18 protein-coding genes are annotated in these 13,823 nt (G+C 48.4%); 7 read left to right on the top strand and 11 right to left on the bottom strand.

The annotated features are described in order from the left end of the window. The first annotated feature begins 63 nt into the window (after nucleotides 1-63). Both EXW93_RS07755 and EXW93_RS07750 read left to right on the top strand, forming a co-directional pair. Nucleotides 64-594: a GNAT family N-acetyltransferase gene (locus EXW93_RS07755; protein ID WP_055968034.1), complete on the top strand. Its 531-nt coding sequence runs from the start codon at nucleotides 64-66 to the stop codon at nucleotides 592-594. After that, on the top strand, nucleotides 591-1,376 hold the full coding sequence (locus EXW93_RS07750; RefSeq protein WP_174316302.1) for an endonuclease/exonuclease/phosphatase family protein: 786 nt from the start codon (nucleotides 591-593) through the stop codon (nucleotides 1,374-1,376). The genes EXW93_RS07755 and EXW93_RS07750 overlap by 4 nt, the downstream gene beginning before the upstream one ends. A gap of 40 nt (nucleotides 1,377-1,416) precedes the next feature. On the opposite strand, the gene EXW93_RS07745 is transcribed toward EXW93_RS07750, so the two are convergent. From EXW93_RS07745 to EXW93_RS07735, 3 genes are all read right to left on the bottom strand, one after another. Continuing rightward, on the bottom strand, nucleotides 1,417-1,902 hold the full coding sequence (locus EXW93_RS07745; protein WP_254606194.1) for a YusW family protein: 486 nt from the start codon (nucleotides 1,900-1,902) through the stop codon (nucleotides 1,417-1,419). Further along, nucleotides 1,899-2,516, bottom strand: coding sequence for a flavodoxin family protein (locus EXW93_RS07740; RefSeq protein WP_305798079.1), 618 nt, complete (start codon nucleotides 2,514-2,516; stop codon nucleotides 1,899-1,901). Before EXW93_RS07740 ends, EXW93_RS07745 begins: the two co-directional genes overlap by 4 nt. Nucleotides 2,517-2,670: 154 nt before the next feature. Beyond that, the gene (locus EXW93_RS07735) at nucleotides 2,671-3,150 is read right to left on the bottom strand and encodes a GNAT family N-acetyltransferase (protein WP_174316301.1); all 480 of its coding nucleotides are present in this window, start codon (nucleotides 3,148-3,150) and stop codon (nucleotides 2,671-2,673) included. A 120-nt stretch (nucleotides 3,151-3,270) separates the two neighbouring features. On the opposite strand from EXW93_RS07735, the gene EXW93_RS07730 reads away from it, so the two are divergent. Both EXW93_RS07730 and EXW93_RS07725 read left to right on the top strand, forming a co-directional pair. Further along, nucleotides 3,271-3,717 carry a MarR family winged helix-turn-helix transcriptional regulator gene (locus tag EXW93_RS07730; protein WP_174316300.1) on the top strand — a complete coding sequence of 149 codons (447 nt, stop codon included), beginning with the start codon at nucleotides 3,271-3,273 and terminating at the stop codon, nucleotides 3,715-3,717. Nucleotides 3,718-3,753: 36 nt separating this feature from the next. Beyond that, the gene (locus EXW93_RS07725; RefSeq protein WP_174316299.1) at nucleotides 3,754-5,022 is read left to right on the top strand and encodes an NAD(P)-binding domain-containing protein; all 1,269 of its coding nucleotides are present in this window, start codon (nucleotides 3,754-3,756) and stop codon (nucleotides 5,020-5,022) included. Nucleotides 5,023-5,042: 20 nt separating this feature from the next. On the opposite strand, the gene EXW93_RS07720 is transcribed toward EXW93_RS07725, so the two are convergent. Next, nucleotides 5,043-5,483, bottom strand: coding sequence for a VOC family protein (locus EXW93_RS07720; RefSeq protein ID WP_174316298.1), 441 nt, complete (start codon nucleotides 5,481-5,483; stop codon nucleotides 5,043-5,045). 150 nt (nucleotides 5,484-5,633) lie between these two features. Between EXW93_RS07720 and EXW93_RS07715 the strand changes: the two genes are divergently transcribed. Continuing rightward, on the top strand, nucleotides 5,634-6,380 hold the full coding sequence (locus tag EXW93_RS07715) for a bacteriorhodopsin (protein ID WP_174316297.1): 747 nt from the start codon (nucleotides 5,634-5,636) through the stop codon (nucleotides 6,378-6,380). Between the two features lie 32 nt (nucleotides 6,381-6,412). Here the strand turns inward: EXW93_RS07715 and EXW93_RS07710 are convergent, their stop codons facing one another. After that, nucleotides 6,413-6,835 (bottom strand): hypothetical protein, encoded by a 423-nt coding sequence (locus EXW93_RS07710; protein ID WP_174316296.1) that lies wholly within the window; start codon nucleotides 6,833-6,835, stop codon nucleotides 6,413-6,415. Between the two features lie 81 nt (nucleotides 6,836-6,916). Between EXW93_RS07710 and EXW93_RS07705 the strand changes: the two genes are divergently transcribed. Next, nucleotides 6,917-7,426: a DNA topology modulation protein gene (locus EXW93_RS07705; RefSeq protein ID WP_035397451.1), complete on the top strand. Its 510-nt coding sequence runs from the start codon at nucleotides 6,917-6,919 to the stop codon at nucleotides 7,424-7,426. On the opposite strand, the gene EXW93_RS07700 is transcribed toward EXW93_RS07705, so the two are convergent. Beyond that, entirely contained in the window at nucleotides 7,392-7,961 is a 570-nt protein-coding gene (locus EXW93_RS07700) for a GNAT family N-acetyltransferase (RefSeq protein ID WP_174316295.1), read from the bottom strand. The two genes, EXW93_RS07705 and EXW93_RS07700, sit on opposite strands and share 35 nt — an antisense overlap. A gap of 125 nt (nucleotides 7,962-8,086) precedes the next feature. Next, the gene (locus EXW93_RS07695) at nucleotides 8,087-9,793 is read right to left on the bottom strand and encodes a methyl-accepting chemotaxis protein (RefSeq protein WP_174316294.1); all 1,707 of its coding nucleotides are present in this window, start codon (nucleotides 9,791-9,793) and stop codon (nucleotides 8,087-8,089) included. 160 nt (nucleotides 9,794-9,953) lie between these two features. Here EXW93_RS07695 and EXW93_RS07690 point away from each other — a divergent pair, with 160 nt between their 5' ends. After that, nucleotides 9,954-11,006, top strand: coding sequence for a C45 family autoproteolytic acyltransferase/hydrolase (locus EXW93_RS07690; RefSeq protein WP_023468255.1), 1,053 nt, complete (start codon nucleotides 9,954-9,956; stop codon nucleotides 11,004-11,006). Between the two features lie 39 nt (nucleotides 11,007-11,045). Here the strand turns inward: EXW93_RS07690 and EXW93_RS07685 are convergent, their stop codons facing one another. From EXW93_RS07685 to EXW93_RS16600, 4 genes are all read right to left on the bottom strand, one after another. Beyond that, the gene (locus EXW93_RS07685; RefSeq protein ID WP_174316293.1) at nucleotides 11,046-11,522 is read right to left on the bottom strand and encodes a GNAT family N-acetyltransferase; all 477 of its coding nucleotides are present in this window, start codon (nucleotides 11,520-11,522) and stop codon (nucleotides 11,046-11,048) included. After that, nucleotides 11,504-12,082 (bottom strand): GNAT family N-acetyltransferase, encoded by a 579-nt coding sequence (locus EXW93_RS07680; protein ID WP_174316292.1) that lies wholly within the window; start codon nucleotides 12,080-12,082, stop codon nucleotides 11,504-11,506. The genes EXW93_RS07685 and EXW93_RS07680 overlap by 19 nt, the downstream gene beginning before the upstream one ends. A 34-nt stretch (nucleotides 12,083-12,116) precedes the next feature. Beyond that, nucleotides 12,117-12,605 carry a GNAT family N-acetyltransferase gene (locus EXW93_RS07675; RefSeq protein WP_055967992.1) on the bottom strand — a complete coding sequence of 163 codons (489 nt, stop codon included), beginning with the start codon at nucleotides 12,603-12,605 and terminating at the stop codon, nucleotides 12,117-12,119. A 109-nt stretch (nucleotides 12,606-12,714) separates the two neighbouring features. Next, complete coding sequence (locus EXW93_RS16600) at nucleotides 12,715-13,620, bottom strand: methyl-accepting chemotaxis protein (RefSeq protein WP_174316291.1); 906 nt, start codon at nucleotides 13,618-13,620, stop codon at nucleotides 12,715-12,717. Nucleotides 13,621-13,823 lie beyond the last annotated feature (203 nt).

Here is a 13,823-nt window from a genome sequence, read left to right as displayed (position 1 = left end):
TTTACAAATGATACCATTCCTGCCATAATGATAGCATATTCCATCTAGAACGGAGGATTACATATGCAGACGATGCACCACTCGTTCGATACACAACGGTACCAGATTCGACCGGCTCGACTCAGTGACGCTGAAGCCCTCGCTGAACTCCGCCAAACACTCGATGCGGAAACGGAATACTTCGACCGAATGCCTGGTGAGGACGTGATGACCGCGACGGATTTCGCAGATCAGTTACACGATTCCTCGGTTCCGGACCGCATCCTCGTCGTCGAGCGCGATGGACGCCTCATCGCCTACGCCCGATGTCGTGGTTTTCATTTAAAACGTTTCGCGCACAAGGCATCATTTGGACTCGGTGTACTTCAATCCGACTGGGGGCAAGGAATCGGTACCCAACTGCTGGAACGAATGATTGCTTGGGCAAAAGCGCAATCCCTGCAAAAAATTCAGCTCGAAGTCGTCGAGACGAACCTCGGCGCCATTCGCCTCTATCAGCGACATGGATTTCAAGAAGAAGGACGACTGCGTCATGACCGGTTATTATCGGACGGTTGCTTTTACGATACAGTGTTGATGGGCTTACAGCTATGAGTCTTTCATTATCGATTGCGACATATAACATCTGGCATCACCCGCACAAACGACAAGAACGGTTCGAGGCGTTATGCGCGGAGATCAAGCAACACCAACCGGACATTCTCCTCCTGCAAGAAGTCATGTCGACGTTTCATCCGGATGAACCATTCGTCTCGATTGCTGAGCACCTCGCAGAGGCGACCGGTTATCCGTATATGATGATGGATCCTTACATGGATTCACCAGATGAAGGACTTGCTATCCTGACGAAATTGCCGTTTGAACGAACGGATTCGAGTGCCGCTGCGACAGCAAACATCAACCACCACTGTGCGATTCGGATCCCGTTTTCGATTGACGGTGTGCGTTTTGCCGTGACGAACATTCATTTCAATTGGCGTGCTTCAGACATTCGACTCGATCAACTTCGATTCGTCAACGAATGGATTGCCTCACAGACGGATGACACGACGATCGAGTTCTTAGGCGGTGACTTTAATGATGCTCCAAACTCTGCTCTGCATCAAGCTGCGCTTAAGGAATGGGTCGATCTCGCCGGTAGTTTTGCCGCTCGTACAGGACAGATTGCCGCCGCGACGCTTGATTCTGTGATGAATCCGTACGCAAGGAAGAATGACGGCATCACAAGCCCCGTTCGATATGATTGGTTACTCTGTCAGCGTTCGCTTTCACAGGTGACCTTACAGCACGTCCAGCTGATCGGAAATCATCGACTGCCGCATCACCTTGTACCGAGCGATCATTACGGTGTCCTCGCTCATGTGACGCTACACTAAGACAACAGGTCTACACCCCTTACGGGCGCAGACCTGTTGTTTATTTTTTATATTCTTTTTCGGTTCCGTCTGAGAATTCGATTTCAACCTCTAAGCGAGAAGCATCCTGGATCGCAAACACACGTTCAACCTCACTGATGACCTCATTTTCAGATGTATCCGCATCAATCTTTAAGTTCTTGAACTTCGCGTCGAGTTCCGCCATCGCGTCGTCTCCTTGCTTTTGCTCCCCTTTATAGCGATATTCCGCTTCCGTTCCGTCATTATCCCGGTCATAACTAATATCAATGGCATCGTTATCCCCTTCAACGTCCGCTTCAATCGACAGACTGTTGAAGCCATAATCCGTGTCGGCATTTTTTGTTACCGTATCTTTGTCTTGCATCGTATCGTCGGTCGTGTTCGAATTCGTTGATCCTTCTTCGACCTTGTCCGTCGACGTTTGGTCGTTTCCGCAACCCGCAAGCATTAAACTCATCGCGAACAACGTTGCGACACCGTATCCTGTTAAACGTTGTTTTTTCATTCCATCACATTCCCTTCTGCTGGAATCGGATGTTCCTTTAACATCTTCGCAAAATGATATAGGTTAGCAGCTAAAAACTGTGCGTGTCGTTTCGTAAAGTCGTTGTTCCGTCCTGCTTCGATGTAAGACGGTCCTGGTCCCGCTTCACCGACCCAGTAAGCATCGACGTTCGGCGGAATCGTAAAGCCGATATGCGACAGACCGTACAAGATGGAGGCAGACGCATGTTTAGCTCCATCTTCATTCCCTGTGACAATGACGCCACCGACCTTGTTGTAGTAGATGGCTTGTCCAAGATCGTTCGTCATGCCGCTCCCTCCGTACAATCGTTCAATGACTTGCGTCGCAACACTACTTTTTTCACCCAGCCAGAGCGGTGTTCCGATGACAACGATGTCGGCTCGTTTCACCTTTTCGAAAATCACGGGCCATTCATCCCCGTTGCCTTCGTCTTCCGTGACGCCGAACGCCACTTGGTGATCGACGATGCGGACAATTTCTGAAGTGACGTCCTCTTGTTTCCAATATGCAATCACGTCACGGATCAGCGCCTCCGTATTCGATGGTTCACGTGATGCTTTTAAGGTGCAGTTTAAAAATAAGGCGTGCAACATCCATCCATCCTCCTCCGTCATTTTAAGTAACATCATTCGTCTTTAGTACTTTCCTTCTTCCATCGACGGATAAACTAAAAAACCCTCGCTTCAGCGAAGGTGGGTCATGCTAGAAGATTTGAAATGAACAATCAAGCGTGTAAACATCACTTCATTACCTGAGGTCATTTCGTCGCTCCAATAACAACGTGTCTCGCCAGACACCATGATGCTGTGCGATGGCACGTCGTCGACCGACTAGTTCGAATCCAAGTCGCTCATGCAGCCGTCTGCTTGCGATGTTTTCTGGGAACATGTGTGATTGAAGCGTCCAAATCCCATTGACGTCCGCATAGGTGATCAATGCCTCTAGTAAGAATCGTCCACCGCCGAGTCCTCGAGCGGAACGCTCTAGATATATACTGACTTCTCGTACGCCACGGTAGACATGACGTTCAGAAACACATCCCAGTTTAGCCCAGCCAATCACTTTTCCACCTTGCGCTAGAACGAATCGTTCAGATTGCATCAGCGTTTTCCACCACTCTTGCTCATGAATCATCGTTTCGAACGTCGCGTTCCCTTCTTCTACTCCTTGACGATAGATGGCTAACACAGTACTACGATCTTTCTCTTCCATCGAACGAACAAGCATCGAATTCCCCTTTCCTTATTAACGACTGAATATGAGAAAATCATATATTTATTATTTGCAATTTGCAAGTTTATATCGTATAACTGATTCATAAGCAAAATAACGAAGGGAGAGCTATACATGAATGAAACTCGTGAACTATTTCAAACGTTCACCCGGCGCTTCGGATTATTGAATAAGAATTGTTGCGCCGTCCTAGAAGAAGAAATTTCTCTCGTTCAAAGCCATCTGCTGTATCAGGTTGCCAAACACCCTGACTCCGCAATGCAAGAAATTGCGGACCAACTCGCTCTTGATATCACTACGTTCAGCCGACAAGTGCAAACATTGATTAAGCGGGATCTACTCGTAAAGCGTCCCGCGATCAACGATCGGCGAATTCACCTACTTCGCCTGTCCGAGAAAGGATTGCGTGTTGTTCAAGCCATTGACGAAGAGATGAACACGTATCTTGATTCCATCTTCTCATCAATGACTTCGTTCGAAAAAGCACATGTCCTCCAGGCAATCGACTTGCTGAACACGAAGATGGGCGAGAGTGACGTCTGCTGTAAACCATGTCTCTAATACTTGCAACTTACAAATAAAAAGGAGGTTTTATTCATGTCATACGCTTCTTCCCACCCCATCGTCATCATCGGTGCCGGTCCGATCGGTCTTGCAGCTGCAGCTCAACTTGTAGTGGAAGGTCAATCGTTTTTACTATTTGAGAAAGGTCCTTCGATTGCCCACCATATCAAACAATGGGAACACGTTCGGATGTTTTCGACGTGGCAATACAATATTAGTGACGCAGCACGTCACTTGCTCGAGCTGACGGACTGGATTGCACCAGCAAACGATACTGTGCCGACCGGAACTGAATTGATCAAACAATACCTTGCCCCACTTGCTGCATTACCAGAAATTGCTCCCTCTCTACATTTCCAACATGAGATTCTCTCAATCTCACGGGCAGGTCTAGACAAGATGACAAATGCCTCACGTGAAGTAACGCCGTTCGAATTAGTCATAGATACGCCGAATGGTCGTAAGCATATTCTCGCTCGCGCGGTCATCGATGCGTCTGGAGTCCTCGGGCGACCAAACCCTGCAATCAGTTCTGGTCATCGAGTCGAAATCGAGCAGAACTTACCTGTCCGGTATTCGATCGTAGATGCGAAACGTGATACTGTTGTTTTCGCTAATCAATCCGTCGCTGTCATCGGTAGCGGGCACTCGGCTTTGAACTCGCTCCTTGAACTCGTTTCCATTAAAGAGCAACACCCTGAAACGGAGATTCATTGGATTCTTCGCAAATCGGACCCCGTTCTAGCCTATGGAGGAGAAGATAAAGATGCACTTGAAGGTCGCGGGGCACTCGGTTCGCGTATCCGTCAGCTCGTTGAACGAGATCAGATTAGGGTTCACTCCAGCTTCAAGACCCGATCCATTGAATCGAAAGGGAAGTCGTTTGACATCACTGCTCAAGATGGTCGATCTCTCCATTATATCGATCAGCTGATCGTCAACGCAGGAAGTCGACCCGACTTCTCGTTCCTTGAAGAAGTACGGCTTGATATCGATCCTGCGACCGAGAGTAGTCGAATACTTGCTCCTCTGATTGATCCGAACCTTCATAGCTGTGGAACTGTCCGTCCACATGGGGAAGCAGAGTTACGTCATCCAGATCACGGACTTTATCTGGTCGGTGCGAAGAGTTACGGTCGTGCTCCGACCTTCCTGCTTGCGACCGGTTATGAACAAGTTCGATCAGTCGTTGCTTTTCTTGTCGGAGACGAGGCACGTGCGAAGCAGGTCAAGTTATCATTACCGGAAACGGGTGTGTGCAACGTTTCCCTGCCACAATCATCGACTTCCTGTTGTTCTTAAAAATATACATCGGACCAGTCTTAGACGGGTCCGATTTTTTCTGCCAACTCAATGATCACGTCTTCTGGTCCTCTTACGTAACATAGGCGATATTCATTTTCGTAATTCGCGATGTCGCCAATCGACTGATATCCATTGTCCGCTAAACGTTCGACGAGCGCGGTGAGTGCCGTTACTTCAAAACAGAGATGACGCAATCCACCTGCGTGGACGGATTGGATCACGGAAGCCGTGTCGAGCGGGTGTTTAAATCGAACGAGTTCAAGCCATAACGGTTCACCTGGTAATCCGAGTGCAACACACTCCGTCTCCGCTCCCTCTAGACTCAATAAACGATCGAGTAACTCTCCTTTCATCTCCCATCGTCCGCGTACTTCGAGACCGCAAAGCGAAAAAAAGTGAATCGCTTCTTCTAAATTCACGACGTTCAGACTGATATGATCCGTTCGTTTAATCGGCATTCGTCACTCCTCCTCAAGTGTGTCGAAATGTTGTCAATTCGTTGATATACAGCACATTTAGAGCGTTTCGACTTAGTATCTGAAGACTGTATCGTTAGTAAAATAAAAGTATGAAAGGTCGTGTCCACTTACGAAAAGGAGTCGATTCACATGGAAGATGTCAACCTTCTCGTTCTTGCGACCCAGTACATGTTTTGGGTCGGATTCGTCGGAATGGCCGCCGGTACGCTCTATTTTCTCGTCGAACGAAATTCCCTTGCCCCGGAATACCGCTCGACCGCAACAGTCGCTGCTCTCGTCACGTTCGTCGCTGCGATTCATTACTATTTCATGAAGCAAGTTGTTGGGGAATCAGGTTTGTTGTCGGAGATTGATGGTTTTCCGACTGAAATCCGCTACATCGACTGGCTCGTGACGACGCCTCTCTTATTGATCAAGTTTCCGCTGTTACTCGGTTTAAAAGGTGGGAAAGGACGTTCGCTTCTGACGAAACTCGTCATCGCAGACATCATCATGATCATCGGTGGGTATATCGGCGAGTCTTCGATCAATCTAGCAGGTGGCTTCACACAACTTGGTCTTTGGGCATACGTCGTTGGTTGTGTCGCATGGTTTTATATTATTTATCTCTTGTTCACGAACGTCACGAAAGCCGCTGAAGATAAGCCTGCCCCGATTCGTAAAGCCTTGCTGCAGATGCGCTTGTTCATCTTGATCGGATGGGCGATCTATCCGGTCGGTTACGCGGTCACCTTGTTTGCACCCGGTATCGAGGTGCAACTCGTCCGCGAATTGATCTATAACTTCGCTGACTTGATCAACAAGGTCGGATTCGGTCTGATTGCCTTCTTCGCCGTCAAGACGATGTCCGCAACACAAAAATTGAAATCCACTTAATCAAAAGACCGGATGTTTTGAGCATCCGGTCTTTATTTGAATTCATGCTGTAAATCCTGTGGAAATCCTCCGTTTTTAAATACAAAACTTGACAGCCTAATCCTTTTCCCATCCATATCTAGAAAATAAGTTACGTTAGGTTCATTTGCAAATTCGACTTCGATTGAAGCCGGATTCGCCGAAGACTCATACGAAAATTTTTGTGTTTTTGTAGTGTAGACTTCATCAGGGAATTGACGTGCTAGTTCCATCTTAAGCAATTTCTCATTCTCAGCAATCTGTTGATTGACGAGCGTCGGTCGGATGTACCAAAAGGAACTGCACCCGATCGCCACCAAACCAAGTAAAATCAAGCCATAGCGCTTCCACCGTTTCGGAAGACAAATCACACCACATCCCAGTACGAGTAATAGAAAAGCAATCGTCATCCCTTCGATTATGAAATTCGGTACCATCTTATCCACTCCTTTCGTTCTATCCTCGACTAGAAAACCGTGGTATGATCAATTCCTATGACAAAAAATAGGAGGTTTATGATGCGAAAAATCATCCTGATCGGTTCCGGTGGATCCGGTAAATCGACGCTTGCTCGTGCGATGGGCAAAAAACTCGGTTATCCCGTCGATCATCTCGACACCTTATTATGGCGTCCGAACTGGGAGGCGGTTTCGCGTGAGGAGCAACGCCAGATTCAACACATGCTCACGTCGCGCGACACGTGGATCATCGACGGCAACTACGGTGGAACGCTTGACTTACGAATCAAAGCCGCAGATACAATCATCTTCCTTGATCTACCGCGGACGATCTGTCTGTACCGGGCACTGAAACGGACGTGGCGCTACCGCAAGACCGGTCGACCGGATATGGCAGCAGACTGTCCGGAGAAACTATCGTTTGATTTTTTGAAATGGATTTGGCGGTTCCCGATCGATAAACGACCGAGTATCCTCTCAACGCTTAAAGCGACGTCCGATAAACAAATCATTCATTTGACGTCCCGTCGTGCTGTCAAACAGTTTCTTCAATCTTTACCTGAGGCGTGATAACGTCCGTTCGTAACCGACCGTACATCCGTGCATCATGCGACCTTTCGCCTTGATAGAGATAGCCGCGTAAGACGCCTTCAAACGTAAATCCGAGTTTTTCGAGTAAGCGATAGGATGCTTCGTTCTCAAGAAATGTCACCGCACCTAACCGATGAAGCGCCAATTCTTTGAACGAAAACCGGATGACTTCTTGAACAGCTTCCGATACATAGCCTCGTCGCCAAAAATCTGGATGTAATTCGAATCCAAGTTCGGCTTTTTTCGCATATGGACTCCAGTTATTGAGTCCGACCGTTCCAATGAACCGCCCTGTCGAACGGTCGATCATGCCCCATCGGATTCCCCGTTTCATAGAAAACGTTTGATCAAATGAATGGATGATCTGACTTGCTTCCTCAAGAAACGTGAGCGGATCAATGCCATAATATTGAGTCACGCGTGAATCAGATAAGATCGTATAGAAATCATTGACGTGACTTTCCGTAACGCGAATCAAATCCAGCCTATTTGTCGATAACGATTGAAAGTTCATATGTATGCCTCCTAAAATATAGTATTCAGATACATACGACGCGTCTCCATGAATCACCTTCTTTTCCCATTTATCCCTACATAAAAACGACCTCGATCATGTCTCCATCGAGGTCGTTTTTAATCTTATACGGTAAATCGTCCGGTAACGTGTTTCAAATCATCCGCCATCGTTGCGAGTGATTGGGACGCGGATGCAATCTCTTCCATCGACGCCATCTGTTCCTCGGTTGAAGCGGAGATGTTTTGCGTTCCGGCAGCAGTTCCTTCTGTCACTGCTTGAATCGTCCGCATGACAGATGCGATTTGTTCACTCGCCGCCGCCATTTCCTGAACGGCACCGGATACCTCCTCGACGTGCCCTGTCACGTCGGTGATGGCTGTCTCAATTTCTGAGAATGAGGCACCTGCCCGATCGACGACAGCGATTCCACTCGTCATCTCGGTTGAGACTTTTTCCATCGAGACAACCGATGCTTCCGTCTCTTGTTGGATGACACGAATCAACGACTCGATCTGTTTTGCCGAGACTGCCGACTGCTCAGCGAGCGTTTTGACTTCCGCTGCGACAACGGCGAATCCGCGTCCTTGTTCGCCGGCGCGCGCTGCTTCGATTGCTGCGTTTAACGCGAGTAAGTTCGTCTGCGCTGCGACACCCTTGATCGAATCCGTAATTTGTCCGATTTCCTGCGATCGGTTACCGAGACCATCGATGACGTGGCTGAGACGCGAGACGTCTTCTTGAATCCGTCCCATCTGTGTCCCGAGTGTTCCGACGACCTGACCACCGAGTGCGACTTTTTCCATCGCATCTGCTGTACGATCCGTCATCTGCTGCGCATTTCCAGCGACATAACGGACAGATGTTGTTAATTCTTCGATCGTCCGTGAAGCATCGGACACTTGGTGCAGCTGCTGGCTCGCACCACTTGCCATCTCTTCCATCGTCACAGCGACCATCTCGGTTGCTTTCGTCGTCGACTCTGCGTTGACGCTGAGTTCATCTGAAGCAACAGCGACACGCTCTGCTGTTCCCGTCAATTCTAAAACGACTTGTTGTTGTGACGCGATCATCTCATTGAAGGACGTCGTCAATTGACCGAGTTCGTCTTTAGAATCATAATCGCCACGAACTGTCAAATCACCGTTACCCGATTGGTCCATCCAGCCTTGTAATCGACGAATCGGACGGGTAATCAGACGCGTGATGTATAAAGCAAGTCCCACGAATAGGACGACACCTAATAAGATAATCCCGAGCATTAAGTAAAAGGCGGTCTGTTTTTCTGACTGATTTTGAGCGTTTAGATCCTTCGCCTGTCTCGTCATCGAAGCCATCAACGACTTCGCTGAACTGGCAACATTGTCCCGGACTTGCTCCAAACTATCCGAGTAGGCTTGATAGGCCTCTTCGTTCTCATTTCGCGTCGCGGCATCTTGGACGAGGCTCATCCCGTTATCATAGGCTAGGACGTTATCCTTTAAGTCTTCTAATTGTTTTTTTGACTGTGCGGTAAATCGTCCTGTATCTTCTACCTTATTGAGCGATGAACGGATTTGCGCTTGTCGCGTATCGATATCCGCCTGCAGTTCACCGATTCGAGTCTCGTCCTTCGTTAAAATCATCTCGACTAAAAAGGAATCGAGTGCCCGTGTATCGATTCGGATCTGTGCCACCTCTTGAATTGGTATCAGATTTTCTTGATACATCGTGCGTGAAGCATTCGACATCTGATTCAAGAAATAGAGTCCTGCTCCTGCGATTAAGAGCATTGAGATGATTGCTGTCGCAATCAATACTTGAATCTTCCGTCTGACTGACATGTGTTTCATTCCATCCCCTCCCGTTTTTTTATCGGTTCAGGATTAAAATAGTTGATTGATTTTTCAATATTCCTATATTTTGATGTGCTCAAGCAAAGCCCTGCCGTACGACTTTCTCTCTCGTGTTCGATATAATCAGCATACAGCAGGTGAAGAAAGGATGGATTCCATGCAACGTGTAGCCAATGAGATCACACAATTCCGCGGCAGTCATTATGAGTTCGGTCGCGAACAAGGGCGTTACGTCAAACGAAACCAGTTGCTCCATAACCGGGAGGACAACTGGAAGATCCGTGTTCCGCGCTTTCAAGTCGATCCGGTCGAGACGAAGGAGATGTTTCTCCGGTACGCCCCGCATATTTGGGACGAGTTACTTGGACTCCAGGACGAACTTGAACTGTCGCTTCCGGATACGTTACTCCATTTCGGGCATTACCGGGTCGAAGGACCGAAAAGTGGTTGTTCGATCATGACCGGTGATAATTTCCTCGTCCGTAACTATGATTACCATCCGATGACATATGATGGTCGATTTTCCGTCTTTCAACCGAATGATGGTGGCTCAGCAATCATCGGTCCCGCATCGCGGGTGACCGGTCGGATGGACGGGATGAATGAACATGGGCTTGCGATGGGCTATAACTTCATTAATCGTCGCCGTCCGGGCGATGGGTTCGTCAGCTTCATGATCGGGCGGATCATCCTCGAGATGTGCACGTCGGTCGACGATGCGATCTCACTCGTCAAGGAGATTCCTCATCGCGGATCGTTCACGTACGTCGTCCATGATAAATCCGCGCGTTCGTTCGTCATCGAGGCGACAGCACGCGACGTCCAAGTACGGGAATCGAACATGTGCACCAATCACTTCGATTTGCTACAGCATGAAAACCGCTATCACCTCGATGACTCGAAACGTCGGATGATGGAGCTAAAGACGCATCAACATATGATTCAAGATGCGGAGTCCGCTTTTCGACTACTCAACGATACCGATAAAGGCGTCTTCGCTGATTTATATGCACAGTGGGCGGGAACGATCCATACGTCTGCCTACTTCCCGGAAGAATTGAAGGTCTGGTTCGCGCTTGGTGGTGATCAGGAACCGGTCACATTCGACTTTGCCGACTGGCTCGCTGGCAATGACTTCACAGCAAGCGAGATCACAGGTGAACTGGAGACAAACATTCAGTTCGCGAATACATTACAGACGTGGCGTTAAACGAAAAAGCTTCCTCCTGCTTGCGCAAGAGGAAGCTTTTTAATGGCTGACATCGAGACGTTTCGACATATGATAATCCGTCTTCTCGTACCCAAGCGAGTCATACACATGAATCGCCCGTTCGTTATGCGCGAAGACATGTAAGGAGATTTTCTTGACGTTCATCCGTTTTAATATCACTTCTAGTGATCGGAGCGCTTTCTTGCCGTAGCCTTGGTTCTGCTTGTCGGACGTAATCTTGACGTCGAAGATGAAGGCGGAACGTCCGCGTGATTCTTCCGCCACATGGACCCAAACCATCCCGATGTCGCTATCTGTCTCATCACGAAACGTAAACAAATAATGATCCTTCGTTTTCAGACCTTCTGGCAACAGCGCCGCGAACTCTTCAGTCGCCTTCTCAAGCGACTCGTTCTCTGACCACGTACCAGCGCGACACTTATCTGCCGCATATTCCTCGATTGCTACCGGTAGATACGACTCATAGGTCGCTTGATTCATTGGCTCGATGCGCATGCTGCCACCTCCTGCGTTTTCGTCCAGTCCCGTCGTAACATCGCATAGACCTGGATGTCGTGATAAGTCCCGTATAATTTCTCAGCGTCCCGTAAGATACCTTCTTCCGTGAAGCCGAGTCGTTCCGGGATTCGTCTGCTCCGGACGTTTCCAGTCGCACACTCAATGACGACACGGTTTAAGCCGAGCGTCTCGAAACAATAGTTCGTGACGAACCGGACGACGTCCGTCATGACACCTTTTCGAAGGCCCTTTTCTCCTAGATAATAGCCGATCGACGTTTGCCCGAGATGCCGATTAATTTCATGTAAACTGATCGTTCCAACGAGCTCGTCCTCAAGATAGATGCCGCATGTAAAGCCGTTACCATCGGCGAACTGTTGCAGCCATGCTGGAATGACGCTCTCCTGATATGTACTTGCCTCTGTTGCACCATCGACCCAACCGAGCCATTCGCGGAGATGGGGGCGATTGGCATCGACGAGGGCGAACAATCCTTCCGCATGGTGCCGTTCGATCAATTGAAGCGATACGTGATCGGATACTTGTAATCTGAACATGACCTCTCTCCTTTCTAGTACCTGTTGTTTGACGTTACGTCGTCGTTTCCCTGCTTGACGTCACGTTCCATTCCATTCGTCTCGAGCGGACAGCCATTCCAAGTGCCTCGTAAAAGGCGATCGCTTCTTGATTGGCGTCATCGACGCCGAGTTCGATTTTGTCACAGCCAATCGTTTCCGCATGTGCGTAAGCGGCTTGCATCAATCGTCTCCCGACGCCTTGTTTTTGATGCGTATCCGCAACGACGAGACTGATGATGCGTAAGTAATGCTTATCGAAGACGAAGCCGCTTCCTTCGACGATGTCTTCCTTTAGGACGATCACACCGGCAAGCCCGCCTTGTTCCGCAACGAGTAATGCAAAATCCGGATTCTCGAGTTGCGACAGAAATAAGTCTTCCGGAACCGGCATCTCGTGCGGACGGTAATGATCGGGTCGTAAGGCGACGTGTTGATCGTGAATTTGCTGGAACAATGGAATCAATGCCTGAAAATCGTCAGGTCGAGCAGTGCGGATATTCATCAGTAGTTCGCTCCCTTTCCGTTTTGTAGTATATTAACATATTATTCCAAAGTGTAGAGGTACTTTTTTATACAAAAAGGCACTCCGTTACCGGAATGCCGTCTCTCACTTAAATTGCTTTTGTAAAGTCTCGCGCTGTCTCCGTTAACGTCGATGCCGCACTCTGAACGTCATGGAAGCGATCGACCGTTTCTGCGACGACCGTGACGCTTGCTTGTGCATCCGACGTTGCTTGCGTCATCGCACGGGCAATCCGCTGCAGTTCATCATTCATTCGCTGCGTCGTCTGTCGGACATCGACGACGGCTTGTTCGACGAGCTTTGAGAGATTTCGGACTTCAGTCGCGACGACATTGAATCCTTTGCCGTGTTCTCCGGCTCGCGCTGCCTCGATCGATGCATTGAGTGACAAGAGATTCGTCTGTGACGCAATTGTTTTGATCGTCTCCGTCACTTGAGCGATGTCCTGCGCCTGGCGTTGCAGCCGTTCAATCGTCTGATGGTTATCACGGGTCGTCTCGGCCATCTGTTCGATCGTTCGCCGTAACGCTTCGCTTTCCTGCTCGCCATGCGTCGACCGAGTATTCAAATCACTAGCAATCGTGTCAAACGAAGTCGCGAACTTTTGAATCGTCTGCTGACGATCCGTAATATCGGAAGCAATCTTCAAGACACCGGTCACTTCCGTTCCATCGTAAATCGGCATATAGGTTGCTTCTAGCCAAATCGATTGACCATGCGCATCGATGCGTTCAATTTTATCTGCCGTACTGAAGCCACTAAACAGCTTCTGCCAAAATGCTTGGTAACTGTCACTCATTGCAAACTCCGTCGTGCAGAAGAGATGATGCTGCATCCCGATCATCTCTTCTCGTTTATACTTCATCGTCTTTGCGAACAAACCATTGACATCGACGACACGACGTTGCCGATCGAATCGAATCATCGCGACGTTATCTCGCATGGAGGCTAAAATTTCTTGGGATCCTAGGTCGGTTGAAAGTTGGGTGGTCATGATTACAAGCTCCTCTCGCCATCTACCTCCTGTTACAGGCTATCCAAGATATTACAAATCGGAATAGTATGAATTAAAGATATATGACTAAAATTTTTTTATCTTCTTTTTATATATCCAGACAACGATAGGATGAAACGTTATTTCTCTAAATATTCTTATCCTACACCTCTTTTTTAAACTTGTCTTTTTCTTCCGACCTG

The organism is Exiguobacterium sp. JMULE1, from assembly GCF_013337175.1.
Lineage (GTDB): Bacteria > Bacillota > Bacilli > Exiguobacteriales > Exiguobacteriaceae > Exiguobacterium_A > Exiguobacterium_A indicum.
Note: the sequence above shows the minus strand (reverse complement) of the source record. Positions and strands in the feature narration are given on the sequence as shown.

Bases quoted from the DNA above. Each gene is read 5' to 3' on its own strand.
- EXW93_RS07755 (WP_055968034.1), top strand. From the start codon at position 64: ATGCAGACGATGCACCACTCGTTCGATACACAACGGTACCAGATTCGA.
- EXW93_RS07750 (WP_174316302.1), top strand. From the start codon at position 591: ATGAGTCTTTCATTATCGATTGCGACATATAACATCTGGCATCACCCG.
- EXW93_RS07745 (WP_254606194.1), bottom strand. From the start codon at position 1,902: ATGAAAAAACAACGTTTAACAGGATACGGTGTCGCAACGTTGTTCGCG.
- EXW93_RS07740 (WP_305798079.1), bottom strand. From the start codon at position 2,516: ATGTTGCACGCCTTATTTTTAAACTGCACCTTAAAAGCATCACGTGAA.
- EXW93_RS07735 (WP_174316301.1), bottom strand. From the start codon at position 3,150: ATGCTTGTTCGTTCGATGGAAGAGAAAGATCGTAGTACTGTGTTAGCC.
- EXW93_RS07730 (WP_174316300.1), top strand. From the start codon at position 3,271: ATGAATGAAACTCGTGAACTATTTCAAACGTTCACCCGGCGCTTCGGA.
- EXW93_RS07725 (WP_174316299.1), top strand. From the start codon at position 3,754: ATGTCATACGCTTCTTCCCACCCCATCGTCATCATCGGTGCCGGTCCG.
- EXW93_RS07720 (WP_174316298.1), bottom strand. From the start codon at position 5,483: ATGCCGATTAAACGAACGGATCATATCAGTCTGAACGTCGTGAATTTA.
- EXW93_RS07715 (WP_174316297.1), top strand. From the start codon at position 5,634: ATGGAAGATGTCAACCTTCTCGTTCTTGCGACCCAGTACATGTTTTGG.
- EXW93_RS07710 (WP_174316296.1), bottom strand. From the start codon at position 6,835: ATGGTACCGAATTTCATAATCGAAGGGATGACGATTGCTTTTCTATTA.
- EXW93_RS07705 (WP_035397451.1), top strand. From the start codon at position 6,917: ATGCGAAAAATCATCCTGATCGGTTCCGGTGGATCCGGTAAATCGACG.
- EXW93_RS07700 (WP_174316295.1), bottom strand. From the start codon at position 7,961: ATGAACTTTCAATCGTTATCGACAAATAGGCTGGATTTGATTCGCGTT.
- EXW93_RS07695 (WP_174316294.1), bottom strand. From the start codon at position 9,793: ATGAAACACATGTCAGTCAGACGGAAGATTCAAGTATTGATTGCGACA.
- EXW93_RS07690 (WP_023468255.1), top strand. From the start codon at position 9,954: ATGCAACGTGTAGCCAATGAGATCACACAATTCCGCGGCAGTCATTAT.
- EXW93_RS07685 (WP_174316293.1), bottom strand. From the start codon at position 11,522: ATGCGCATCGAGCCAATGAATCAAGCGACCTATGAGTCGTATCTACCG.
- EXW93_RS07680 (WP_174316292.1), bottom strand. From the start codon at position 12,082: ATGTTCAGATTACAAGTATCCGATCACGTATCGCTTCAATTGATCGAA.
- EXW93_RS07675 (WP_055967992.1), bottom strand. From the start codon at position 12,605: ATGAATATCCGCACTGCTCGACCTGACGATTTTCAGGCATTGATTCCA.
- EXW93_RS16600 (WP_174316291.1), bottom strand. From the start codon at position 13,620: ATGACCACCCAACTTTCAACCGACCTAGGATCCCAAGAAATTTTAGCC.